Origin of the sequence: Amycolatopsis sp. QT-25 (genome assembly GCF_029369745.1) — a bacterium.
In the GTDB taxonomy this organism is placed as follows: domain Bacteria; phylum Actinomycetota; class Actinomycetes; order Mycobacteriales; family Pseudonocardiaceae; genus Amycolatopsis.
The window spans coordinates 4,747,716-4,768,672 of the sequence record NZ_CP120210.1; the positions used below are offsets into that span (position 1 = coordinate 4,747,716).

The window sequence follows — 20,957 nt, forward strand, 5'->3', positions numbered from 1 at the left end:
CAGCCCGCTCGCGGTCGGGTGGCTGCGCGGTGTGCAGGTTCTCGCCCGCCCGGTGCTCGGCGTCCCTCCGGACGTGCTCACCGGGGTGGGGGTCCTGTGCGCGGCGGCCGCGGTGCCGACGGCGTCCGCGGGCGGCTGGTGGCTGTGGCTCGCGCTGGTGCTCCTGGTGGCCACCGGCGTGTTCGACGGTTTGGACGGCGCCGTCGCGCTGCTCACCGGCAAGGCCCGGCCTGCCGGGGCCGTCCTGGACGCGGTCGCCGACCGGATCACCGAACTGTGCTTCACCGCGGTGCTTTTCGTTCTCGGCGCGCCGTCGACCTGGTGCGCCGGTCTCGCGATTTCCTTCTTGCTGCACGAATATCTTCGAGTGCGGGCCCAGGCCGCCGGGATGCGCGGCGCCGGCGCGATCACGGTCGCGGAACGTCCGACGAGGCTGATCGTCGCCGCGGTGGCGGTGACCGGCTCGGCGCTGGCACCGGCGGGAGCGCCTTGGTCCGGATGGCCTTGGGCGCCGACCTGCGCCGTGGTCTGGGCGGTTCTGTCAGTCATGGGGCTGGTGCACCTTTCGATCGGCACGGCGCGAGCGCTGCCCGCCCGCCGGGCCGACCAGTCCGGCGGTGATCGCGGCTGACATCGCCACCAGCGGCAGTCCGCCGCCGGGGTGGGCCGAGCCGCTCGCGAGGTAGAGCCCGGGGACGGGACCGCTGTTGGCGGGGCGGAGCAGGGCGGCGCGGGAGCCGTTGGAGGACGAGCCGTAGATCGAGCCGCCCGGCGCACCGACCTCACGTTCGAGGTCCGCGGGGGTGCGGATTTCTCTCCACAGTAACCGGTCCCGGACGTCGTGGCCGCGCTCGGCCAGGATGTCGAGCACTCGGTCGGCGTAAGCCTCAGCCAGTCCCGGTGCCGTCCAGTCCACTCCGGACACCGGGTCGTGGCGGGGAGCGTTCACGAGCACGAACCAGGATTCACCGTCTGGTGGGTGCAGTTCGGGATCGTCCGGGGCGCAGACGTAGACGGTGGGGTCGGGCACGGGCCGTGGTGCTCTTCCGAAGATCGCGTCGAACTCGGCGTCGTAGTCGGCGGGGAACAAGACCCGGTGATGACTGGGGTTCGGCGTCTTGCCGCGTAGGGCGAGCAGAAGCACGAATCCGGCCAGCGAAGGTGGTACGCGCCGGAGCGCGCGGCGTGGTCCGCGAGCACGCGGGTCGTCGAGCAGATCACCGTAGAGCCTTGCGGCGTCCGCGTTGCACACCACGATCGGTGCGGCCAGTCGTTCGCCGTCTGCCAGCCGCACACCGCGCACCCCGTCCGGGCCGGTTTCGACGGCGGTGACTTCGGTGTCTGTGCGGATCTGGACGCCGAGGGCGGAAACGCGGCTCAGCAGGGCTTCACCGAGGCGGCGGAGCCCGCCGCGGACGTGCCAGCTGCCGAACTCCTGTTCCACGAACGGAACGACACTCATGACGGCGGGCAGCCTGCGCGGGTCCGAGCCGGTGTAGGTGGCGTAGCGGTCTAGCAGCATGCGCGCTCTGGGGTCGCTGAGGCGACGTCGTCCCATACTCCGCAGGGTGCGCCACGGAGCGATCGCGAGCAGGTCTTTGACGCTGGTGGAGTACCGGATCAAGTCACGAGTCCCGTTCAGCGGGTGCTGGAGTACCTGTTCGCCGACGAGCGACCAGAGATACCCCGCTTCCGCCATCAGACGTGCCCACTCGGCTCCCGCCCCATCGCCCAGCGCGTCGTCCAGAGCCGCCGGCACGGCGTCGCGATCATGCGGCATGGTCAGCTCGGTTCCGTCGGCGAAGCGGTACTGACATGCGGGATCGACCGGTTCGATTTCGATGAGCGAGTCGAGATCGGCGCCCGTGGCCGCGAACAGGTCGCGGTAGACCGACGGTAACGTCAGCAACGAGGGCCCGGTGTCGAAGGTGAACCCGTCCCGGCTGAAGGTGCCCAGCTTGCCACCACACCGCGAAGAACGTTCGAGCACGGTCACCGCGTGCCCGCCCGCCGCGAGCCTGGCCGCGGCCGCCAGCCCGCCCATGCCTGCTCCGATGATCACGACGTCGCTCATGGTGCCTCCCGGCGCAGGACACGGTTCTTCCACATCAGCCGTCCGGTGCGGCGGGCCCACCAGGACCGGCCGATGAGACCGACCAGGGCGAGGACCGACACCGGATGCACGAGGCTGTCGGGCCAGACGCGGCCCCGGGTGCGGCGGGCCGCCACGGTCCGGCCGGCGACTCCTGCCAGGTATCCGAGCAGTCCGGCTTTCGAGCCGGTCAAGGCGGCCGCCGCGGGCAGCACCCACACCGTCAGCAATCCGGCGCAGATCGCGAGGGCACCGGGAACCGAAGCGGTGGCCGACCAGAGCGACTTGGTGTAGCCGTCGCGCAGATCCGGCCAGTTCGTGTACATCGTGCACTCGGCGATCCGGCTGCCGTCCGCGACCACCCCACGGCCACCCGCGTTCTTGACCGCTCGCATCAGCGCGATGTCGTCCAGCACCTCGTGCCCGACAGCGGCGAATCCGCCGCATTCGCGCAGCATCGCCGCGTCGATGATCAGGAATTGACCGTTCGCCGCGGTGAGAGACGGTCGCGGTGATCTTTCCGCGAGCCGCAGCGGGAGCAAGGTCAACCACGACCACTGCAACAGCGGCTGCACCAGACGGGCGCCGGCACTGTCGGCGCGTTGCCTCGGGAACGGTGAGACGGCGTCGAGCGACGCGCCGCGCAGCAGCGAAACCGCTGACGCCACCGCGTCCGGGGCGAGTACGACGTCCGCGTCGACACACACCAGGACGCTTCCTCGGGCCCGGGTGGCGAGCTGGTGGCAGGCGTACGGCTTGCCGACCATGTCCGGTGGCGGCTCGATCCCGGTGAAGACCTTGACGCGCGGGTCACCTCCCGCGACCCGCCGGACCACCTCGGCCGTCCCGTCGGAGGAGCAGTCGTCGAGTACGAGTATCTCGACGTCGTCGAGTCCGCTTTGCGCCATCAGCGAGCGCAGTGTCGGCGCGACCCGCAGGGCTTCGTCACGGAGCGGAAGCAAGATGGACACCGGCTCCCGGCAGCGAGCCGGTTGTTTCGGCGGCTCCCGGACGATGCGCGCGTTGTAGGCCGCGTGGACGGAGGCCGTCACGGCGGCCACCGCGGCGGTGCGCACGATCACTCGGGAACGCGTGCCCACAGCAGCCCCCGTCCCAGCCGGATCGCGAACGGCACGGCGATCGCTCCCATCAGCAGTCCGCCCACCACGGCGACCCAGGGCCTGCCGAAGAAGGCGAAATGCGCCCATACCGACGAGAACCAGGTCCAGAGGTACAGCGCGGGAGCGGGACCCGCGGCGAGCCCGGTGACACGGTCCCGCTCGAGTGGGATCAGCCGATGCAAAGCGGTTTGGACGATGAGCGCGACGAGCAGCCAGCCCGCGAAGTTGGTCAGCGGAATGCCCTCCACACCGGGAAGCGACGGCGTGGGCGAAAACCAGGTCCAGTAGCCCTCGTCCACCATCTGAGGGTCGAGGAAGACGTCCCAGACGGCGAGGGCGGCCGCCGACACCGCGACGACGAACACCGGCCGCCTGGCCAATGCCCGGCCCACCAGGAAAGCGGGCCACGCCATCATCAGCCAGGCCAGCGGAATGAGCATCGGGACACCGGCTATCCGCCAGCCGAGCGACGCCGTGTACCGGTAGTGCCCGAACGGCAATCCGGTATGCAAACCGACGACCTCGGCGAGCAGGCCGCCGCCACCGGCGATCACGGCGAGCACCACGGCGGCTTTCGCCCCCGCACGCGTCCAGGCATCGGCGAGTGAGGCGGCCGCGAAACAGAGCACGGTCAGCACGGTCAGCGGGGTGCGCGCTCCGGCGTTGGTGACCGAGTAGAGAATCTGGCAGAGCACGGTTCCCGCGGCGCAGATCCACGCGGCCAAAGCACCGGGTCGAGACGACGAACGTGAGAATGCGGCGGCCCGCGTAACCATCACGACGACACGATAGACCGCTCGGTGCGGACAGGAAGAGCGGTATCCGCTGACGCGCCGAAAAAACAAGGAACTGCTGCGAAAAAAGCAGGAGCGGCGAGGAAAAGAATGCAGAACGAAATGCCCGGCGGCGCCACGTCGGCCGGGAGGGAACCGGTCGGTGCCGGGCACCACCGAGCATCCAAGACCCGATCCCGGAGGGCCGGGTTCCGAACGGCGGCGGGGAGCCGTCCACCGTTCCCCCAGACGGGACTGTTCGATTCGTCACCGATCCAGGTTTGACCCCGAGAGTGCCGGGTAGCCGCGTATATCCCGGTCAGGCAAGCGGCACCCCCAGGTTGCGGGGTGGTCCCCGGATCCAGTAGACAAGGTACACCAGCCGTGAAACGGTTGTGCATCGAATCACCGAATGGTGGAGGGGGCAGTCGGATGACGTCGACCGTGGCGGCGGAAGTGGTGCCGTCGGGCGAGGAGACGGCTACCTGGTTGGATGCCTTACGGGAGCGCTGCCTCGCCGAAGCGCACGGTTTCGTCGAGGCGCGGTCGATCGAAAACTTCGCCGGTCACACCGAGGGTGAACTCGCCAGAACTGTCATCCCCCAGTTCGTCGCGAGCGGCAAGTTCCTCCGCCCGACGTTCGCTTATGTCGGCTGGCGTTGCGGCAGGCCGGAATCGGAAGACGCCTTGCGAGCCGCGTCCAGTCTGGAATTGCTGCACTGTTTCGCGCTGGCGCAGGACGACGTCATGGACGGCTCGCCACTACGCCGGGGACGTCCCTCCCTGCACACCCGGTTCGCCCGGTGGCACACCGAGCAGGGGTGGGGTGGATCCGCTGATCGGTTCGGCGAGTCCGCCGCCACGCTGTTCGGCGATCTCTTCCTGGTCTGGTCGGAGCGGATGCTGAGGGAATGCGGCCTCGACGCGACGACACTGGCACGCTGCTGGCCGCGCTACGACCGGATGCGCGCGGAGCTCGCCGTCGGGCAGCTCGCCGATCTGGTGAACGACGCGCGCTCGCTCCCGAGCTGGGAAGCCTTGCTCGACGTCCTGCGCCGGAAGTCCGGCAACTACACCGTCCGCAGGCCGCTCGAGTTCGGTGCCGCGCTGGCAGCTTGCGGACCGGACGTCCTGACCGCACTCGCCGAGTACGGCGGTCTGGTGGGTGAGGCGTTCCAGTTCACAGACGATCTGCTCGGCGTGTTCGGCGATCCGCTGGTCACCGGCAAACCCGCCGGCCAGGATCTGCGCGACCGCAAGGCTTCCAGCGTCGTCGTGCTCGCCGCCGAGATGGCCGATCGGCGCCAGCGGGCCGAAATCGCCGAACTGCTCGCACTGACGACAGTGGACGACGACGCCGTGGCCCGGTGGCGCGCGCTGATCAGCGCGGCCGGCGCCCGCGAACGACTCAGCGAACTCATCCGAGAACGCGCGGAAAAGGCCCAAGCGGCGCTGGACCCCACCGTGTTCCCCCGGCACGCCGCGGACGCGCTGGCCGTTCTGGCCACCAGATGCGCGGAGCGCGATCGATGAAGCCGGCTGCTCCGGCGACCCGCCGGCTGCCTACGGGCCCGGCGGCGCGAGGAGGCACGATGAACGCCCTGGCGCGAGGCGGTCTGCCGCCTGGGCGCGAGCACTCCGGCCATGACGTTCGCCGCGCCCGCCGGGTCCGGTACGCCGTGTGCGCGGGAGGTGACCATCCCACTGGGAGAGTCACCACCGGCGACGCGGCGCTCTGTCGCCATCCACGCCGCAGCGTCCTCGAGTCCGGCGGAATAGGATCACTCGCCCAGCGCGTGACCGACGCCGCTTTCGCCGACGTCCACGAAACGACCGTCCCCGGACGGCGGCGGGACATCGTGCACACCGTCGTCGGCACCGCCCCGGAGGAGACCCAGTGACCACACCCCTCGGTATCGATCCCCGCCTTGTCACCCTTCCGGCGTCACGCGGCCTTGCCGACGCCGGGCAACTCGGCAAGCGTCCCACCGTGGCGGTGATCGGCGGCGGCATAGCCGGCCTCACCGCGGCGACCGGACTGGCCGAACGCGGTGTCGACGTCACCGTCTTCGAACGCGAAAACCACCTCGGTGGCCGGGTGGGCGGCTGGCGGGAACAGTTGTCCGACGGCAGCACGGCGACCATGAGCCGAGGCTTCCACGCCTTCTTCCGCCAGTACTACAACCTGCGCGCATTGCTGACCCGCACCGATCCTCATCTGGACCGGCTCACCCCGTTGTCCGACTACCCGCTCCTCGACGCGCACGGCCGCACCGACACCTTCGCCGGGCTCCCGCGCACGCCACCATGGAACGCGCTGGGCTTCGCTCTGCGCAGCCCGACTTTCACCCCCGGGGACCTCCTGCGGATCAGCGGACGCAATGCCTTGCCGCTGGCGACGGTCAGTGTGCCCGAGACCTATCACCGGCTCGACCACACCGACGCCTCGTCCTTCCTGGAAGCGATCAACTTCCCGGCGGCCGCGCAGCACCTCGCGTTCGAGGTGTTCTCCCGCAGCTTCTTCGCCGATCCGCACCAGCTGTCGGCCGCGGAGCTGGCGACCATGTTCCATCTGTACTTCCTCGGCTCCAGCGAAGGCCTCGTCTTCGACGTGCCGACCGAACCGTTCCCTCAGGCTCTCTGGGATCCGCTGGCGAGCTATCTGGACGGCCGCCGCGTCGAAATCCGCACCGGTGAAACAGTCACCGCTCTCGGCCGGACGGCCGGCGCCTTCGAAGTCGAGACGGGCGGCGAGACCTTGCCGTTCGACGGAGTCGTGCTCGCTTGTGACGTCACCGGGCTACGGGACATCATCGCGGCCTCGCCGCAGCTCGGAACCGAAGCCTGGCGACGCGGGATCGGCGAACTGCGCACCGCACCGCCGTTCCTGGTCCGGCGGCTCTGGCTGGATCGCCCCGTCGAGTCCCGGCGCCCGCCATTCCTCGGCACCGGCAGCGTCCCGCCGCTGGACAACATCAGCCTGCTCGACCGGTACGAGGGAGAAGCCAAACGCTGGGCCGCGCGCACCGGCGGATCGGTGGTCGAACTGCACGCCTACGCCGCCACCACGCAAGACCACAGCGGTTTGGAGAAAGCGCTGGAAGAACGTCTCCACGAGATCTACCCGGAGACCCGCGCCGCCCGGACCGTCGGAGAGATCACCTTGTGGCGCGAAGACTGCCCGCTGTTCGGGGTCGGTGACTTCGCCCGCCGCCCCACGATCACGACGCCTGAGCCGGCTCTGGTGCTGGCCGGGGACGGCATCCGCATCGACCTGCCGGTCGCCCTGATGGAACGCGCGGCGGCCACCGGCTGGGCCGCGGCGAACGCGCTCCTCGAAAACTGGGGCCTCGCCGGGCATCCGATCCGTTCGGTCCCCAACCACGGCCGGATCGGACTGTTGAATCGGCTGGCCGCGTCGAAGTCGTTCAGCGGTGCGCGGGCATGACCGAGGAACGCGTCGTCTACGTCACCGAAGACGGGACCCCGACCGGTGAGACCGCGCCCAAACTCGCCGCGCACCATGCGGAAACCCGGCTTCATCTCGCTTTTTCCTGTTATCTCACCCGAAAATCGGACGATGCGCTATTGGTCACCCGTCGAGCACTCGTCAAGAAGGTGTGGCCTGGCGTGTGGACCAACAGCGTGTGCGGTCACCCGGCGCCAGGCGAGACGCTCGAATCCGCCGTCGTCCGCCGGGCCGCCCAAGAATTGGGGTTGCTGAACCTGGCCGATCTCCGCTGTGTCCTTCCCTCCTATCGCTACCGGACCCCGCCCTTCAACGGCGTCGTGGAGAACGAGTTCTGCCCGGTGTTCACCGCACGGGTGGACGTGGACCCCGAACCCGACCCCGCGGAGGTCGAAGAGTGGCGCTGGATCAGCTGGGACACCTACCGCGAGATGATCGGCGACCCGTCGTCGAACCTGAGCTACTGGGCCAAGGACCAGTTCCACCACCTGGATCCCTTGATCGCCGTCAAAACCGACGCCGTTCCCTTTCCTGTGCCACCACGTCGGTGAGGTCCGACAGCCTGCCCAGGCCGTTGAGGGGCTGACGCATCCGCGGGTTCCCTCGCAGGCGTTCGGCGTTGCGATCGAGGAAGGCCCAATATCCGGCGGTGAACGGGCACGCCGTTTCACCGACGCGTTTCTTCGGGTCGAAGACGCAGCCTCCGCAGTGGTCACTCATCCGATTGATGTACGCGCCGCCTGCCGCGTAGGGCTTCGTCGCGACGACGCCACCGTCGGCGTACTGGCTCATCCCGATGACGTTCGCCGGCATCACCCACGGGAAGCCGTCGACGAAGGCGGTGGCGAACCAGCCGGTCAGTTCCGCCGGATCGTAACCGCGCTGAAGCGCGTGGTTGCCCAGCACCATCAATCGTTCGATGTGATGGGCGTAGCCGCGGTCGCGGACCCCGGCCATCGCGGTACGAAGACAGGCCGCCTCCACCTGATCGGCGTCCAGCTCGCGCCACCATCGAGGTAACTTCGTCCGTGCCTGCAACTCGTTTCGACGCGGGTAATCCGGTCCGAGGTGCCAGTACAGATGCCACACCCATTCGCGCCAGCCGAGTATCTGGCGGACGAATCCCTCGACGCCGGCCAGTGGCGCTGTACCGTCGCGGTACCGTTCCTCGGCTTTCCGGACGACGTCGAGCGGGTCGAGGAGACCGAGATTGAGGGGCACCGACAGGAGGGCGTGCGACATCGCCCAGTCCGCGTGAAGCATCGCGTCCTGGTGTGGGCCGAAAGTGGGCAGCCGCAGGTCCAGGAAGCGGCGCAGAGCACTGGTGGCTTCGCTGCGGCTGACAGCGAACTGACGCGGGCCATCGACGCCGACGGGATGGATCGCCCCGTCCCGTTCCGCCTGATCCAGATCGGCCCGGACACGTTCGTCGATCACGTCTTCACGAGGAAGCCACGGAGGAGGGACCGGCAGGGTCGAGCGGCCCGGCGGCGGACGGCGGTTTTCGTGGTCGTAGTTCCACTTCCCGCCCGCCGGATGACCGTCCAGATCGAGCAGCACCCCGAAGCGGCGGCGCTGGTCGCGGTAGAAGTCCTCCATGAGAAACCGGTGCCGCCCGGCCGCCCACGACGCGAACTCCTGTCTGGACAGGACGAAGCCCGGTGTGGGCATGACCTCCGCCACGACACCCTCGTCATGGAGCCGCCGGACCAACGCGTCGGCGGCATGCGAGCCCGGCTCGTGCACGACGACCGGCTTGCCGAAGCGGCGCAGGCCTTCGGTGTAGGTAGGCGCGTCGACGATTCTGGCCCGACCGCCCAAATCGGCGGCCAGCCTCCGCATCCCGGTTTCGATCAAATGCAACTTCTGCCGATGGAACCGGCGGCGCCCGAACGCCGCGGCGGACCGGATCAGCAGAACTTCACGGTCGCGGTGTTCGGGCGTGCTGTGGAAATGCGGTCCGAGCTGGTCGCTGAACAACCACAAGGCATGGGGTGCGTTCATCCGGTGCCCGACTATTCACTTCTCGCGGGTATCGCCGGTCACCGGCCGCGCGTCCGGCTCGTCCGGGGTGCGGGAGGCCGGTGGCCCGGTGGCGTGGACATCGCGCTCGCCGTTCACATCTTCTCCAGTGCCTCGGGCTTGTGCACCGCCTCGCCACCGCTCTTGGAGCTGCGCACCAGATACTGCGGTTCGTCAGCGGACGCGCGGACGGTACGGCCTGCCGCTTCGGTATCGGCGGTGATCTCCTTCACCACCTCGCCTTCGGCCTCCCCGCCATGACTTTGCCAACGCACCTTGTCACCCTGGTGAAAGCGCTTGGTCATGGTCGCTCCTTGCCTGAGGGATTCGATCGGCTTTTCGCCGGGAAGTCGTCAACCACCTCGACCGTCCAGCCGTCGACCAACGGACAATGGTGTATCGCTTGATCGACCACACCTTGGCGACGTTCCGCCGGTACACCGGGTAACGAGACCGACAGCCGGGCATCGACGCTGTAACCCTGTGCGGTGTCGTGGATCAGCTTGGCCTCCGCCCGTACCGCACTGTCGTCGGTGTCGAATCCCCCGGTGGACGCGGCCAGGACGACCGCCTGATGCAGGCAGGTCGCCAGCGCCGCGGCGTACAGCCGCTCCGGATTCCAGCTTCGACCAGCGCTTTCCCCGTCACCCACCAAGGACAAGGTTTCCGGCTCGACACCGGCTACCCGGACCTGACCGCCCTGGGATACCGCCTCGGCATGTTCGATTTCCATTCCCACCGTCCTTGAATCGTCTGTGCAACGATTCAGCGATACCCGGCATGTCGGGGCTTAATCACTTTTCGCGGATCAGCCCCCCGGAGGGGGATCTTCCCGCGAGTGCGTGTGTCACCGAACTGGTCGACACTCACCAGGGACACCGGAAGCTCGCCGAATGAGTCCACTGGCGAGATACCGCGCTCGGCGCTTCGACATCGGCGGTGGCGCTCATGGTGGGCTCTTCGTCATCGACAGGGCCTGCCGGCGACTCCCCCGCCGACGAGTCCGGCACCGACGATCACGACGTCGGTTTCGCGCAGAGCCGCGGCGCCGTTCGCCCGGCCGCCCACGAACTGGGTGACTCCGATCAGGCCGAGGATCGCGGCGGGGCCCAGAATCGTGGTGGACACGACCGCCAGGGTGAGCGGGAGCGTGTAGACGGCGACGATGCCGAGGCTCGCTTCGGCAAGCAGGACGACCGCCCAGAGCAAGGTGAGCCGCCGGTGCAGGACACGGAAGCCTTCGCTGTGGTCGAAACGCCGGTCGAACGCGTCCGGGCTGCCCGACAGATCTCGGCGTATCCGCGCGATGCTCGGGCGCCTCCAGCCGAGCGAGACGGCCATCACCACCCCGATGACAGCCGTGGTCGCCAGATCCTTGGCCAGTTCGAGACGAGGATCACCGGCCACCACGGCGACCGCGATCCCCACCCCGAAGCGAACCAGCACCAGCACCCCCAGGACGGTGATCTCCTGGGTTCGCAGCGAGGTCGCCACCAGAACCACCAGAGATGCGGAGGCGGCGCCGACCAGCGCCCAGACCGGGGCGACGCCACAGGTCAGGAGTCCGAAGTAGACAGCCAGGGGCAGCATGACGTTCTCTCCCACGGCGAGCAGGAACCTGCGATTCACCGCGAGCCCGCTCCGGCGTCGGCCATTCTGCGCAGGAGGAAATTCAACTCGACGACTTCGCCCGTCGTGAGGCCGAGAGCCGCGGGCCGGTTGCACGCCCGGACCGCGGGCGCGACCTGGGTGAGCGCGGTGGTGCCTCGCGACGTCAAGCGCAAAGGTGTGCGCCTCCCCCGGCCGCGAGGGCTCGCGCGAATCAGAAGATCGCGTTCGATCAGGGCTACGACCACTTCGCCGATGCTCTGTGGCCGGACCAGCACCCGCTTCGCCAACTCCGATTGCGTCAGACCCGGTACGGCGGCCAGGTGGGCGAGGACGCCGAATTGAACCGGCGAGAGGCGCTGGGCGGCGAAGATCCGAGTGAACTCCCGCGCGACGGCGCGGTAGGCCTGCTGCAAGGCCCACCCTGTCGATTCCCCGGGATTCCCGGAGTTCCCTGTCATCGCGTCCGGCACCGCCTCAAAGTATCAGGTACCTTCCACACTCGCAGTGATCGTCAACCGAAGGATGAGTGATGAAGGTCGTCGTGATCGGTGCCGGAATCGGCGGCTTGGTGCTCGCGCACGGTCTGCGCGCCGCGGGGGTGGAGGTCACGGTGTTCGAACGGGACAGAGCACCTGCCGATACCGGCGGCTACCGGCTGCATCTGGATGCGGAAGCCTGCGAGATCCTCGACCGGCGTTTGCCGCCCGCGGTGTGTCGGGCGCTCCGTGCCAGCGCCGCGGATCCTGCGAGCTTCACGCGGTTTTCGGTGTGGGACCACCGCTTGCGGCCCCTGCTCCATTTCCCGCGACGACCGACGCCGTCCGCTCTGCTGATCGGCCGTATCCCGTTGCGCACCCTGCTTTGCGAGGGCCTGCACGAGACGGTGCGCTTCGGCCGCGAGTTCACTCGATCGAGTGTTTCCGCCGACGGGAAGGTGACCGCGTACTTCGCGAAGGGAGCTCCCGTTCAAGGCGACCTGCTGATCGGCGCGGACGGTGCCCGGTCACGGGTGGCGCCGGCGCTCGCCGGCCGTCCCACGGCTCACCCGCTGACCGCCCGCGGAGTGGCCGGACGGACGCCGCTCACGACCGCGGTCCGGAGACTTCTGCCTCCGGCGATCACCTGCGGCCCGGGGTTCGCCATCGGACCGGGCGGCACCGGCATGTTCCTTTCCGCTCATACGCCCGGCACGGAGGTGGAGCAGAGCGACATCGCACCGGTCCTCGAATCGCCCTATCTGCTCTGGGGGATCACGACGACCGAACCCGAAACCGGCGAAGAACACCCGCTCGAGGACGCGCAGGCCTTGCTGCACCGATGGTCGCCCGCCGCGCGGGCTCTCCTGGACCTCGCGGATCCGGCATCGGGCACTTCGTTCCCGTACTTCGCGGCCGACCCCACGAAGGGCCTGATGCCGTGGCCCGCCGGTCGGGTGACCGCGTTGGGAGACGCGGTGCACGCGATGCCGCCGACCGGTGGACGCGGAGCCGCCACGGCCGTCCGCGACGCCGACCTGCTCACCGAACGGATCATCGACGTGCACCGCGGCGTCACGCCGGTGAACACCGCGATGGCCCGCTATCAGGGCGGGGTCGAGGGCTACGCACATGAGGCACTGCGCGAGTCGCTGCAACCCCTGATCTGGCAGAGACGGCTCCGGCATCCGCTGGCTTATCACGTGGCGCGCCCAGCCTTGAAGGTCACCGGAGCGGCCATTCGCCTTCGTTCGGCACTGGCAGGCTCAGCCCTCCGGGACCGAGGCGGCGAGCCGGTCGTTGGCCAGCGTGAGCAGGTCCCGCGCACGGCCGAGTTCCGCGATCGCGCCGTCGGGGACGATCACCCCGTACCGGTTTTTCAGCAGGGCCTCGGTCTGTAGCAGTGCGAGCGAGTCGTAGCCCAGGCTGTCGAGTTCCGCATCCAGGAAGGTGTCGAGATCGAGAGCGGCGTCCACCTCTCCACCCGCTTCGACCATCACTTCGCGCAGTTGTTCACCGGTCATCATCGTGTGCTCCTTCTCGTTTTCGGTCAGACAGGGGTGACGACGAGGGCGGAGTTGAATCCGCCCTGACCACGGGCCAGCACCAGCGCGGCGCGTACCACGGCCTGACGCGGCTCTCCGATGACGAGGTCCAGGCCGTACTCCGGCGCGGCCGCGGTCACGTGGACGGTCGGCGGGACCAGCTCGTCGCGCAGGCCCAGCAGCGCGGTCGCGACATCGAGCGCCGCACCACCGGAGGACAGACGGCCGGTCATCGTCTTCGGCGCCGTGACCGGCACGCCGCGTCGTCCGAAGACCGTCTCGATGGCGTCGGCCTCCTGAGCGTCCAATTCGGGTACTCCGGCCGCGTCGGCGTAGACGACGCCGACGTCGGAAGGGACGAGTCCGGCATCGTCGAGCGCGCCGCGAATGGCCGCGGTCAGACCCGGGTGGCCGGGTAGGTCGAAGGTGGCGCGATAACCGGCGATCCGCCCATAAGCGGTCGCACCGCGAGCCTCCGCGACGGTTTCGTCTTCGACGACGAGCAACGCACCGCCCTCCCCTGCCACGGAACCACTCGCGTCCGCGGCGAACGGCAGGTAGGCGCGCTCGGGCCGGTCTCGGGTGGTCATCCGGCCGGATTTCAGCTGCGCCACCCACCCCCAGGGGCACAGTGACGCGTCGATCGCTCCCGAAACCACCAGCTCGCCACCGCGACGCAGCAGGCGCCTGGCCTGGCCGAGCACGTCCAGGCCACCGGCCTGTTCGGTGACCAGCACGCCACTCGCGCCGCGCATACCGTGCCGGATGGAGATCTGCCCGGTGTTCACCGCGTAGAACCACGCGAACGACTGGTAGGCGCTCACCTGCTCCGGCCCGTCGGCCCAGAGCCGCTGGAGCTCGCGCTGACCGAATTCGAATCCGCCGGACGAACTCGCCGTCGCGACGCTCATCGCATACTCCGGTCGCTCCGCCGGGGTGACGCCGGCATCGGCCAGTGCCCAGTCCGCCGCGACGAGCGCCAGCCGCGTCATCCGATCGGTCTGCGGGAGCAGGCGCTGGGGCAGGAGTTCGCCGGGATCGAAGTCGACCTCGCCCGCCAGCTTGCCCGGATAGGTGCCGACGTCGAAGCGGGTCACCGGTCCGATCCCGCTGCGACCGTCGAGCGTGGCCTTCCAGAACTCTTCGGTCCCGGCGCCGTTGGGTGCCACCACGCCCAGTCCGGTGACGACGGCCCCGGTCATCGGCCCAGCGATCCGGGTTCGGCGAGTACGACGGCGCTCTGGAAGCCGCCGAACCCGCTGCCGACACTGAGAACGACGCGGACCTCGGCGTCGCGAGCGGTGAGCGGCACGTAGTCGAGGTCGCACGCGGGGTCGGCCTGGCGCAGGTTGGCCGTCGGCGGGATCACTCCGCGGTCGATCGCGAGCGCCGACGCGGCCAGTTCGATCGAGCCGATCGCGCCGAGGGAGTGCCCGACCATGGATTTGATCGAACTCATCGGCGTGTGGCGTGCGTGCCGGCCCAGGCTGGTCTTCACCGCCGCCGTCTCGTGGACGTCGTTCTGCCGGGTGCCGGAGCCATGCGCGTTGACGTAGTCCACCCGCTCCGGAGCGACCTTGGCCTCCGCGAGGGCCGCGTCGATCGCGGCGGACATCTCGCGGCCGTCCGGCCGTAGACCGGTCATGTGGAAAGCGTTGCAGCGTGCCGCGTAACCGCCGATCTCGGCGTAGACCCGCGCTCCGCGCCGCCGGGCGGCACCGAGTTCTTCGAGGATGAACATCGCGGCTCCTTCACCGAGCACGAATCCGTCGCGCGTCCGGTCGAACGGACGGGACGCGGACTCCGGTTCGCCGTTGCGTGCCGTGGTCGCCTTGATCGCGTCGAAGCAGGCGACCGTGATGGGGGAGATCGGCGCGTCCGTCGCACCGGCGAGCATCACGTCGGCGGAGCCTTCCGCGATGAGCCCGGCGGCGTGACCCACGGCATCCAAGCCGGAGGTGCACCCGGCCGAGAGCAGGGCCACCGGGCCCCCGATGCCGAACCGGCGAGCGACCTCGGCGGATATCGAACTCGGGACGAAGTAGTCGAAGAGGTGATCGACCGCCTTCTCCGCGTCGACCTCCCAGCGTTTCCCCAGCTCGCTGACGACCGCGTATTCGCGGTCCAGTCCCATGGTGCAGCCGACCGCGCTGCCGATCGTCACACCCCACCGGCGCGCGTTCTCTCCGGGCCTCAGCCCACCGTCCGAAACCGCTTCGCCCGCGGCGATCACCGCGAGTTGCGTGCTGCGGTCGAGCCGGACGGCTTCGTCCGGATCGAAACCGTGCTCGGCCGGATCGAAGTCGCATTCGGCGGCCACCCGGGAGCGGAACGGCGCCGGGTCGAAGAAGCTGATGGTCCGGGTCGCGGTCCGGCCCGCGGTGATCAAGTCCCAGAACGCGGCCGTACCCACCCCGCCGGGGGCGATCACACCCATCCCGGTGATGGCGACACGTCGAAGCACGGTTTCCTCCCTCTCGGCGATCGTCACGCCGTACGCGCGGCGCGGCCGCAGGCCAAAGCTTGCAAGCACGGCAACAGGCTCCGTGCTTGGACGTCGACGTAATGGCTGTGCCGCAACAAACTCGTCAGCTGGTCGACGGTCATCCAGTGGAAGCCTGGCCGTTCGAGCACGTCGTCGACTTCGAGCACGACATAGCGCGTGCGTGTGTGGTGGAACCTGCCACCTTCCTCGGACATCACGGTGTCGAACCGGAAAGCCGAGGGATCGGCACCGGACACGACGTCGAGGAACGGCGGCTTCGCGAGTTCGGGCAGGCGTTCATACGTCGAGGGCGTGCACTGCACTGTCGGCGCGAGTTCGACGGTGTCGAGGAATCCGGGTTCGCGACGCAACTGGACGAGGACGTGCAGCACGCCATCGAGGACGGTGACGAGAAAGCACACCAGGCCGACACCGCGGGCGGCGAACATCGGCTGGGACCACTCCCCCACCTCGCGTCCGTCGGCCTTGACGTCGACACCGATCACGTCGAAGAAGGCGCCGCTCTCATGCGTGATCGCCCCGTCACGGCGATGCCAAGCGGGCAGCCCGGCGAGAGGCACCCGCTCGGCCTTGATCGCGGCTTCGGCTCGGGCCGCGGTGACCGCTCCCAGTATCTCGCCGAGGTGATGCACCCCGCCGTGCGTTCCGGCCAGCGACCGGACGAGGGCACCGGTGAAGTCATCGGCGAAGCCGTCCAGGCCGTGCAGTAAACCGGAACCGTGGAACGGTAAACAGGACAGGACGGTGCGCGCGTCCATGTTGACCAGATCCTCGACAGCCAGCGCCGCATGGATCTCGGCGAGCGTGCACCACCGAAATCCCTCCAGTACCTCGATTCCGGGATCCACCTCGACGACCATGTTGCGGTTTCGCTTGCGGAGAAACCACGAACCCTGTTCGGACTGCAGAACGTCGACGAGCACACGATCCACCTCTGCGTCCACGAAGTACCGGAGGTAGGGCACGGACCGGCCACCGTGGGCTCGGGTGAAGTTGCTTCGTGTCGCTTGGACGGTGGGGGAAAGCTGGTGCCCGCGCGGGTTTCCCGGCTCGGCCTTCGCCTGCATCAGAAAGCGTTGCACACCGTCCACACACGCCGCGAGGATTCCGAGAACACCGATCTCGAACTGGCAGATGATCGGCTGTCGCCAATGCCCGACACCTCCGCCTTCGACGCGTACGTCGAGGCCTTCCACGGTGAAGAACCGTCCGGTTCGGTGACGGATCACCTGTTCGTCGTGCCAGTCACGAAGATCGGCGAGATCGGCGCGGCTCACGGTCATCGTCGAATCGCGATCGCGCTCGGCGAGCCAGTGACGCAGCGCTTCCGCGCCCGCCGGCGCGGAGGTCGTGGCCGAGCCCACCAGGATCGCCGGGAGGCCGCGGTCGCCGGAGACCAGGCTGTCGGAACGGCCGTCGAGGGTGGACGGCCGGCTCACGTGCCCGCCCACCTGTCCACAAAGGACGATTTCGGCATGGGAACTCCTCCACTGGTCGGATCTTCTGGAGGAAAGCCTGCCCGGTGCGGCTCGACGAAGACTGTAGATTTCTCGGACGTCCCGGTCGAGCGGGCGCCGGGTCACACCCGGGAGCGCAGTGCCCTGACGCTGAATGTTCCGAACACCGCGGCGAAAGCCGCCGACCAGAGGACGGTGGCCGTCAAGGGACCACCGACCGGCCCGCCGGACAACAGGGCGCGCAGGGTGTCGTTGACCTGCGTCACGGGATTGACCGATACCCACGACCGCAACCACGGTGGCATGGTGTCGAGCGGAACGAGCGCGTTGCTCGTGAAGGTCAGCGGCAGCACGACCACGAAGCCGAAGACCTGGACTTTCTCCGGGTCACGTGCGAGCACGCCGAGCCAGACCGGCAGCCAAGCGAACGCGACGGTGAACATCGTCAGCACCGCGAAGGCGCCGAGCAACGAAGCAAGGCCGGTGGTGAGGCGGAAACCGAGAACGACTCCGACGATCAGCAGAACGATCAACGACCACAGCTGGCGGACGACATCGGCGAGCACCCGGCCCGCCAGGGGCGCGCCTCTGGCGATCGGCAGGCTACGGAACCTGTCGAACAAGCCTTGCTTCAGATCGGCGGACAAGCCGATGGCGGCGTAGATGGACAGGAAGAGCGCGTTCTGCACGATCAGGCCGCCGAGCGCGAACTGGAGGTAATCGTGCGGGGTGCCGCCGATCGCGCCGCCGAAGACATAGGTGAAAAGCAGTGTGAACATGACCGGCTGCACCGAGAGGTCGAGCAGTTCGGCGGGTTTGTGCTTGATCTGGAGGATGCTGCGCCAGGCGAAGGTGACCGATTGGCGAACGGCCGCGGACACCGGGACACGACGCGGCCAGCTCGTTTCGGGGCCGGTGGCCGTCGTCATCGGGTCACCACCGGGTCGTCCGGTGCGGCTGGGGCCGCACCGGTGATGGTGAGAAAGACCTCGTCCAGCGTCGAGCGGCGCAGGGCGAGTTCGCTGACCGGGATTCCCCGTTCGTCGAGACGCCGGACCACGACCGGGAGCAGCGTGTCGTCTTCGGCCGTCATCACCAGGGCGCCGTCCTCTTCGGTCACCGGATGCCCCAGACTCACGAGCACCTGACGTGCCGCGGCCAGCCGCCTCGCGTCGCGGGGACGGATCACCAGGGTCGAGATTCCCAGTCTCGACTTGAGATGCTCGGGGGTGCCACTCGCGACGACGACCCCCTTGTCGATCACGACCACGTCGTCGGCCAGGCGGTCGGCCTCCTCGATGTATTGCGTGGTGAGCAGGACCGTGGTTCCCTCGCCGATCAGTTCGCGGACCACCTGCCACAATTCTCCGCGGCTGGCGGGGTCCAGTCCCGTGGTCGGTTCGTCGAGGTACAGCACCCGTGGCCTGCCGACCAGGCTCGCCGCGAGATCCAGCCGCCGGCGCATTCCCCCGGAATATCCTCCGGCCATCCGTCCGCCCGCTTCGCCCAGACCGAATCGGGCGAGCAGGGCGTTCCCGCGGCCGCGGGCCTCGGTCCGCGACATGCCGAGCAGCTTTCCGATCAGCACGAGGTTTTCCAAGCCGGTGAGTTTTTCGTCGACTCCCGCGTACTGCCCGGTCACGCCGATCATCCGGCGGACCCGGTACGCGTCGGCGACGACGTCGAACCCTTCGACCACCGCCGTTCCGGCGTCCGGCCGGATCAGCGTACTGAGAATCCTGACCACAGTGGTCTTGCCGGCGCCATTGGGTCCGAGAAGGCCCAGGACCGTGCCACGGCGTGCCGCGAACGCGACGCCGTCGAGCGCGGGTGTGGAGCCGAACCGTTTCGCCAGGCCGTCGACCTCGATCGCCGTCTGCATGGCCTCACTATGACACCAAACCGACGAAGTGTCAGGTTCCTTCTACTTCGCTCGGGCGCGGCTCGAGCCGGACTCGAGTCTCACCCCTCCGGATCGACCGGGCTACGGCGACCTCGCCACTGTGTCCACCCCACCAGGGCCACAATGGCCAAAGCGGCCATCGTCTGCGACAGGAACGCCGCGACGTTCAACGGCAGCAGATAGATCACCCCGATACGCGCCGTCGCCTCACCGAGCAGGCCGATCCCCCAGACCCACGTCATCTTCCGGTTGAGCCGCCGAAAGTCGGCCGACCTCTTCCATTGCCTGCCGAACGCGGCCTTCCGCGGCGACAGACTCCTCCGGATGAAGTAGATGGCGGGTTTGGCCAGTACCAGGCTGGCCAGCACGCCGAGGCCCACGGCGGCGGTGACGAGCGAGTCCTTGGCCAGGACGAACCTGGCGTCTCCGGTGATGAGCGCCGCCAGCACACCCAGGAAGAACCGCACCGTCAAAAGGATGGAGAGCGCGCCGAGCTGCCGCTCCCGTATCCAGATGACCACCGCCCGCAGGAAGGCGATCCCGCCCGCCGCCGCCAGCGCCGCCGCTTCGTGCACGCCGAACAGCAGCAGAACCACATAGCAGGCGAAGGGCAAAGCGACATCCAGCAGCAGAGTCCAGGCGATGGTCCGCCACGACGAGGAAGAACCTCTCTTCGGATCCTGCTGCCGTTCCCGGTCTTGCTCGACCGCGTGAGCCATCGAATTCACCCTTCGCCCAGCCAGTGTCAGGGTCCGGATACCCCGTGCCGCGGACTTTGACTCCCTCGCGGTGGAAAAAGGGAGCGCGTCACTCAGCCGCAGCGAATCTGCCGCACGGGACCGACGCGCGGCGTCTCCCGCCACCTCGGCCCATGCAGAGCGAGCTGCAGCGCGTCGTCCAGACAGGGCGAGGGGTCGATGCCGAGCTCGGAGCGCAACAGGGACCGGACCGCGCGATATGCCGTGATCGCTTCTTGCCGCCGTCCGCTCATCGACAGGGCGCGGACGAGCTGGGCGTGAAAGTTCTCGTGGAACGGGTGCATGTGGACGAGCCGCTTCAATTCGGCCACCAGCTCACGGTAGTGCCCGGTGCTCATCCGCGCTTCGATGAGCAGTTCGGTGGCACAGATCTTCAGCTCGTCGAGCTGGGTGACATAACCGGTCAGCACGGTCCCGCAGACGACGTCCGCCAAAGCCGGGCCCCGCCAGAGCCTCAAGGCGCTCTCCAGCAGGTCGGCGGCGACTTCGGGCTCCGCCTCGAGACATCGCGCCGCCTGCTCGATTTTCGTCTGGAACTCGACGACGTCGATCGAACCGTCCGGCACGTTGAGCATGTACCCCAACGGCCTGGTCACGATCGTGGTCCGTCGCGACGGGCCCTCGAGTCTTCGCCGCAATTGGTAGACGTAGGTCTGCAGCGTGGTGTGCATGCTGGCCGGGGGCCTGCCGCCCCAGAGTTCGTCGGACAGGTCTCCCACATAGGTCACTTTGTTCGCATTGAGCAGGAGCATCGCGAGCACCTGCCGCTGCTTCGGCGCCGACGGGATCCCCCCGCGTTCACCAGATCGTATTTCCATGCCTCCGAGTAATGTGAAATCCACCCCGCACCTCTCATTTCCCCCGCGTCGTCAAGCCTCCAGGGGTCGCATATAGGAGACTGAGACGCTTCACCGTGAATGCCCTTCCCCCTGGGCGAATTCATGCTAGTCGGGACATAAGGAACCTGATAGGTCGAAACTGGGATGTGATGTAAGTCACATATCTGCCTCTTGGCAATCGACTGCTCATATGAGCGCTACGCAACGGTTTACGTGACAGTATGCAACGTTTTTCGAGCAGATACTTCGCACCGTGGCGGTTTCGTCACCACGTGGAACCTCGCCACGCTTCTCGTGCCGGCTGCCTCTCCGCGAACAGTCCCTCACGCTCGGAAATGGCCGCGGGGCTGAACCGGCTCTTCACCACAGCCCGTGGCCCGCCCGAC

General features: G+C 68.4%; 21 protein-coding genes. 6 read left to right on the forward strand and 15 right to left on the reverse strand.

What is annotated here, in order from left to right:
* Positions 1-31: 31 nt before the first annotated feature.
* Complete coding sequence (locus tag P3102_RS22015; RefSeq protein WP_276361361.1) at positions 32-631, forward strand: CDP-alcohol phosphatidyltransferase family protein; 600 nt, start codon at positions 32-34, stop codon at positions 629-631.
* Here P3102_RS22015 and crtI read toward each other — a convergent pair.
* Genes crtI through P3102_RS22030 form a run of 3 tightly spaced genes read right to left on the reverse strand, consistent with a single transcriptional unit; the run spans position 542 to position 3,989 of the window.
* A complete protein-coding gene (gene crtI, locus P3102_RS22020) occupies positions 542-2,074 on the reverse strand; it encodes a phytoene desaturase family protein (protein ID WP_276361362.1) in 1,533 nt (510 codons plus the stop codon). The genes P3102_RS22015 and crtI overlap by 90 nt on opposite strands.
* Positions 2,071-3,192, reverse strand: coding sequence for a glycosyltransferase (locus tag P3102_RS22025; RefSeq protein ID WP_276361364.1), 1,122 nt, complete (start codon positions 3,190-3,192; stop codon positions 2,071-2,073). Before P3102_RS22025 ends, crtI begins: the two co-directional genes overlap by 4 nt.
* The gene (locus P3102_RS22030; RefSeq protein WP_276371293.1) at positions 3,171-3,989 is read right to left on the reverse strand and encodes a carotenoid biosynthesis protein; all 819 of its coding nucleotides are present in this window, start codon (positions 3,987-3,989) and stop codon (positions 3,171-3,173) included. Before P3102_RS22030 ends, P3102_RS22025 begins: the two co-directional genes overlap by 22 nt.
* Before the next feature lie 429 nt (positions 3,990-4,418).
* Between P3102_RS22030 and P3102_RS22035 the strand changes: the two genes are divergently transcribed.
* The 4 genes from P3102_RS22035 to idi are packed head-to-tail and all read left to right on the forward strand — an operon-like array spanning position 4,419 to position 8,006.
* The gene (locus P3102_RS22035) at positions 4,419-5,519 is read left to right on the forward strand and encodes a polyprenyl synthetase family protein (protein WP_276361365.1); all 1,101 of its coding nucleotides are present in this window, start codon (positions 4,419-4,421) and stop codon (positions 5,517-5,519) included.
* 59 nt (positions 5,520-5,578) lie between these two features.
* Entirely contained in the window at positions 5,579-5,887 is a 309-nt protein-coding gene (locus tag P3102_RS22040; protein WP_276361367.1) for a hypothetical protein, read from the forward strand.
* A complete protein-coding gene (locus tag P3102_RS22045; protein ID WP_276361368.1) occupies positions 5,884-7,434 on the forward strand; it encodes an FAD-dependent oxidoreductase in 1,551 nt (516 codons plus the stop codon). The genes P3102_RS22040 and P3102_RS22045 overlap by 4 nt, the downstream gene beginning before the upstream one ends.
* Entirely contained in the window at positions 7,431-8,006 is a 576-nt protein-coding gene (gene idi, locus P3102_RS22050; RefSeq protein ID WP_276361370.1) for an isopentenyl-diphosphate Delta-isomerase, read from the forward strand. Before P3102_RS22045 ends, idi begins: the two co-directional genes overlap by 4 nt.
* Here idi and P3102_RS22055 read toward each other — a convergent pair.
* The 5 genes from P3102_RS22055 to P3102_RS22075 form a co-directional block, all read right to left on the reverse strand.
* On the reverse strand, positions 7,963-9,459 hold the full coding sequence (locus P3102_RS22055) for a cryptochrome/photolyase family protein (protein ID WP_276361371.1): 1,497 nt from the start codon (positions 9,457-9,459) through the stop codon (positions 7,963-7,965). The two genes, idi and P3102_RS22055, sit on opposite strands and share 44 nt — an antisense overlap.
* A 113-nt stretch (positions 9,460-9,572) precedes the next feature.
* The gene (locus P3102_RS22060) at positions 9,573-9,782 is read right to left on the reverse strand and encodes a DUF2945 domain-containing protein (protein ID WP_276361373.1); all 210 of its coding nucleotides are present in this window, start codon (positions 9,780-9,782) and stop codon (positions 9,573-9,575) included.
* The gene (locus P3102_RS22065) at positions 9,779-10,210 is read right to left on the reverse strand and encodes an OsmC family protein (protein WP_276361374.1); all 432 of its coding nucleotides are present in this window, start codon (positions 10,208-10,210) and stop codon (positions 9,779-9,781) included. Before P3102_RS22065 ends, P3102_RS22060 begins: the two co-directional genes overlap by 4 nt.
* A gap of 230 nt (positions 10,211-10,440) precedes the next feature.
* Positions 10,441-11,202 carry a VC0807 family protein gene (locus P3102_RS22070; protein ID WP_346660138.1) on the reverse strand — a complete coding sequence of 254 codons (762 nt, stop codon included), beginning with the start codon at positions 11,200-11,202 and terminating at the stop codon, positions 10,441-10,443.
* A complete protein-coding gene (locus tag P3102_RS22075) occupies positions 11,103-11,558 on the reverse strand; it encodes a MarR family winged helix-turn-helix transcriptional regulator (protein ID WP_276361378.1) in 456 nt (151 codons plus the stop codon). Before P3102_RS22075 ends, P3102_RS22070 begins: the two co-directional genes overlap by 100 nt.
* A 59-nt stretch (positions 11,559-11,617) precedes the next feature.
* Between P3102_RS22075 and P3102_RS22080 the strand changes: the two genes are divergently transcribed.
* Positions 11,618-12,964: an NAD(P)/FAD-dependent oxidoreductase gene (locus P3102_RS22080; protein WP_276361379.1), complete on the forward strand. Its 1,347-nt coding sequence runs from the start codon at positions 11,618-11,620 to the stop codon at positions 12,962-12,964.
* Between the two features lie 149 nt (positions 12,965-13,113).
* On the opposite strand, the gene P3102_RS22085 is transcribed toward P3102_RS22080, so the two are convergent.
* The 7 genes from P3102_RS22085 to P3102_RS22115 form a co-directional block, all read right to left on the reverse strand.
* Positions 13,114-14,310 carry a ketosynthase chain-length factor gene (locus tag P3102_RS22085; RefSeq protein ID WP_276361381.1) on the reverse strand — a complete coding sequence of 399 codons (1,197 nt, stop codon included), beginning with the start codon at positions 14,308-14,310 and terminating at the stop codon, positions 13,114-13,116.
* Complete coding sequence (locus P3102_RS22090) at positions 14,307-15,572, reverse strand: beta-ketoacyl-[acyl-carrier-protein] synthase family protein (protein ID WP_276361382.1); 1,266 nt, start codon at positions 15,570-15,572, stop codon at positions 14,307-14,309. The genes P3102_RS22085 and P3102_RS22090 overlap by 4 nt, the downstream gene beginning before the upstream one ends.
* Positions 15,573-15,595: 23 nt before the next feature.
* Entirely contained in the window at positions 15,596-17,053 is a 1,458-nt protein-coding gene (locus P3102_RS22095) for an NDP-hexose 2,3-dehydratase family protein (protein WP_276361384.1), read from the reverse strand.
* 140 nt (positions 17,054-17,193) lie between these two features.
* Complete coding sequence (locus P3102_RS22100) at positions 17,194-18,000, reverse strand: ABC transporter permease (protein WP_276361385.1); 807 nt, start codon at positions 17,998-18,000, stop codon at positions 17,194-17,196.
* A complete protein-coding gene (locus P3102_RS22105) occupies positions 17,997-18,953 on the reverse strand; it encodes an ATP-binding cassette domain-containing protein (RefSeq protein ID WP_276361387.1) in 957 nt (318 codons plus the stop codon). The genes P3102_RS22100 and P3102_RS22105 overlap by 4 nt, the downstream gene beginning before the upstream one ends.
* Before the next feature lie 80 nt (positions 18,954-19,033).
* Positions 19,034-19,693: a VC0807 family protein gene (locus P3102_RS22110; protein ID WP_276361388.1), complete on the reverse strand. Its 660-nt coding sequence runs from the start codon at positions 19,691-19,693 to the stop codon at positions 19,034-19,036.
* A gap of 92 nt (positions 19,694-19,785) precedes the next feature.
* Positions 19,786-20,550, reverse strand: coding sequence for an AfsR/SARP family transcriptional regulator (locus tag P3102_RS22115; protein WP_276361390.1), 765 nt, complete (start codon positions 20,548-20,550; stop codon positions 19,786-19,788).
* Between the last annotated feature and the right edge of the window lie 407 nt (positions 20,551-20,957).

Excerpts from the sequence above, each read along its gene's own strand:
- crtI (WP_276361362.1), bottom strand. The coding sequence starts at position 2,074 with ATGAGCGACGTCGTGATCATCGGAGCAGGCATGGGCGGGCTGGCGGCC.
- P3102_RS22030 (WP_276371293.1), bottom strand. The coding sequence starts at position 3,989 with ATGGTTACGCGGGCCGCCGCATTCTCACGTTCGTCGTCTCGACCCGGT.
- P3102_RS22035 (WP_276361365.1), top strand. The coding sequence starts at position 4,419 with ATGACGTCGACCGTGGCGGCGGAAGTGGTGCCGTCGGGCGAGGAGACG.
- P3102_RS22040 (WP_276361367.1), top strand. The coding sequence starts at position 5,579 with ATGAACGCCCTGGCGCGAGGCGGTCTGCCGCCTGGGCGCGAGCACTCC.
- idi (WP_276361370.1), top strand. The coding sequence starts at position 7,431 with ATGACCGAGGAACGCGTCGTCTACGTCACCGAAGACGGGACCCCGACC.
- P3102_RS22055 (WP_276361371.1), bottom strand. The coding sequence starts at position 9,459 with ATGAACGCACCCCATGCCTTGTGGTTGTTCAGCGACCAGCTCGGACCG.
- P3102_RS22060 (WP_276361373.1), bottom strand. The coding sequence starts at position 9,782 with ATGACCAAGCGCTTTCACCAGGGTGACAAGGTGCGTTGGCAAAGTCAT.
- P3102_RS22065 (WP_276361374.1), bottom strand. The coding sequence starts at position 10,210 with ATGGAAATCGAACATGCCGAGGCGGTATCCCAGGGCGGTCAGGTCCGG.
- P3102_RS22080 (WP_276361379.1), top strand. The coding sequence starts at position 11,618 with ATGAAGGTCGTCGTGATCGGTGCCGGAATCGGCGGCTTGGTGCTCGCG.
- P3102_RS22085 (WP_276361381.1), bottom strand. The coding sequence starts at position 14,310 with ATGACCGGGGCCGTCGTCACCGGACTGGGCGTGGTGGCACCCAACGGC.
- P3102_RS22100 (WP_276361385.1), bottom strand. The coding sequence starts at position 18,000 with ATGACGACGGCCACCGGCCCCGAAACGAGCTGGCCGCGTCGTGTCCCG.
- P3102_RS22105 (WP_276361387.1), bottom strand. The coding sequence starts at position 18,953 with ATGCAGACGGCGATCGAGGTCGACGGCCTGGCGAAACGGTTCGGCTCC.
- P3102_RS22110 (WP_276361388.1), bottom strand. The coding sequence starts at position 19,693 with ATGGCTCACGCGGTCGAGCAAGACCGGGAACGGCAGCAGGATCCGAAG.
- P3102_RS22115 (WP_276361390.1), bottom strand. The coding sequence starts at position 20,550 with ATGGAAATACGATCTGGTGAACGCGGGGGGATCCCGTCGGCGCCGAAG.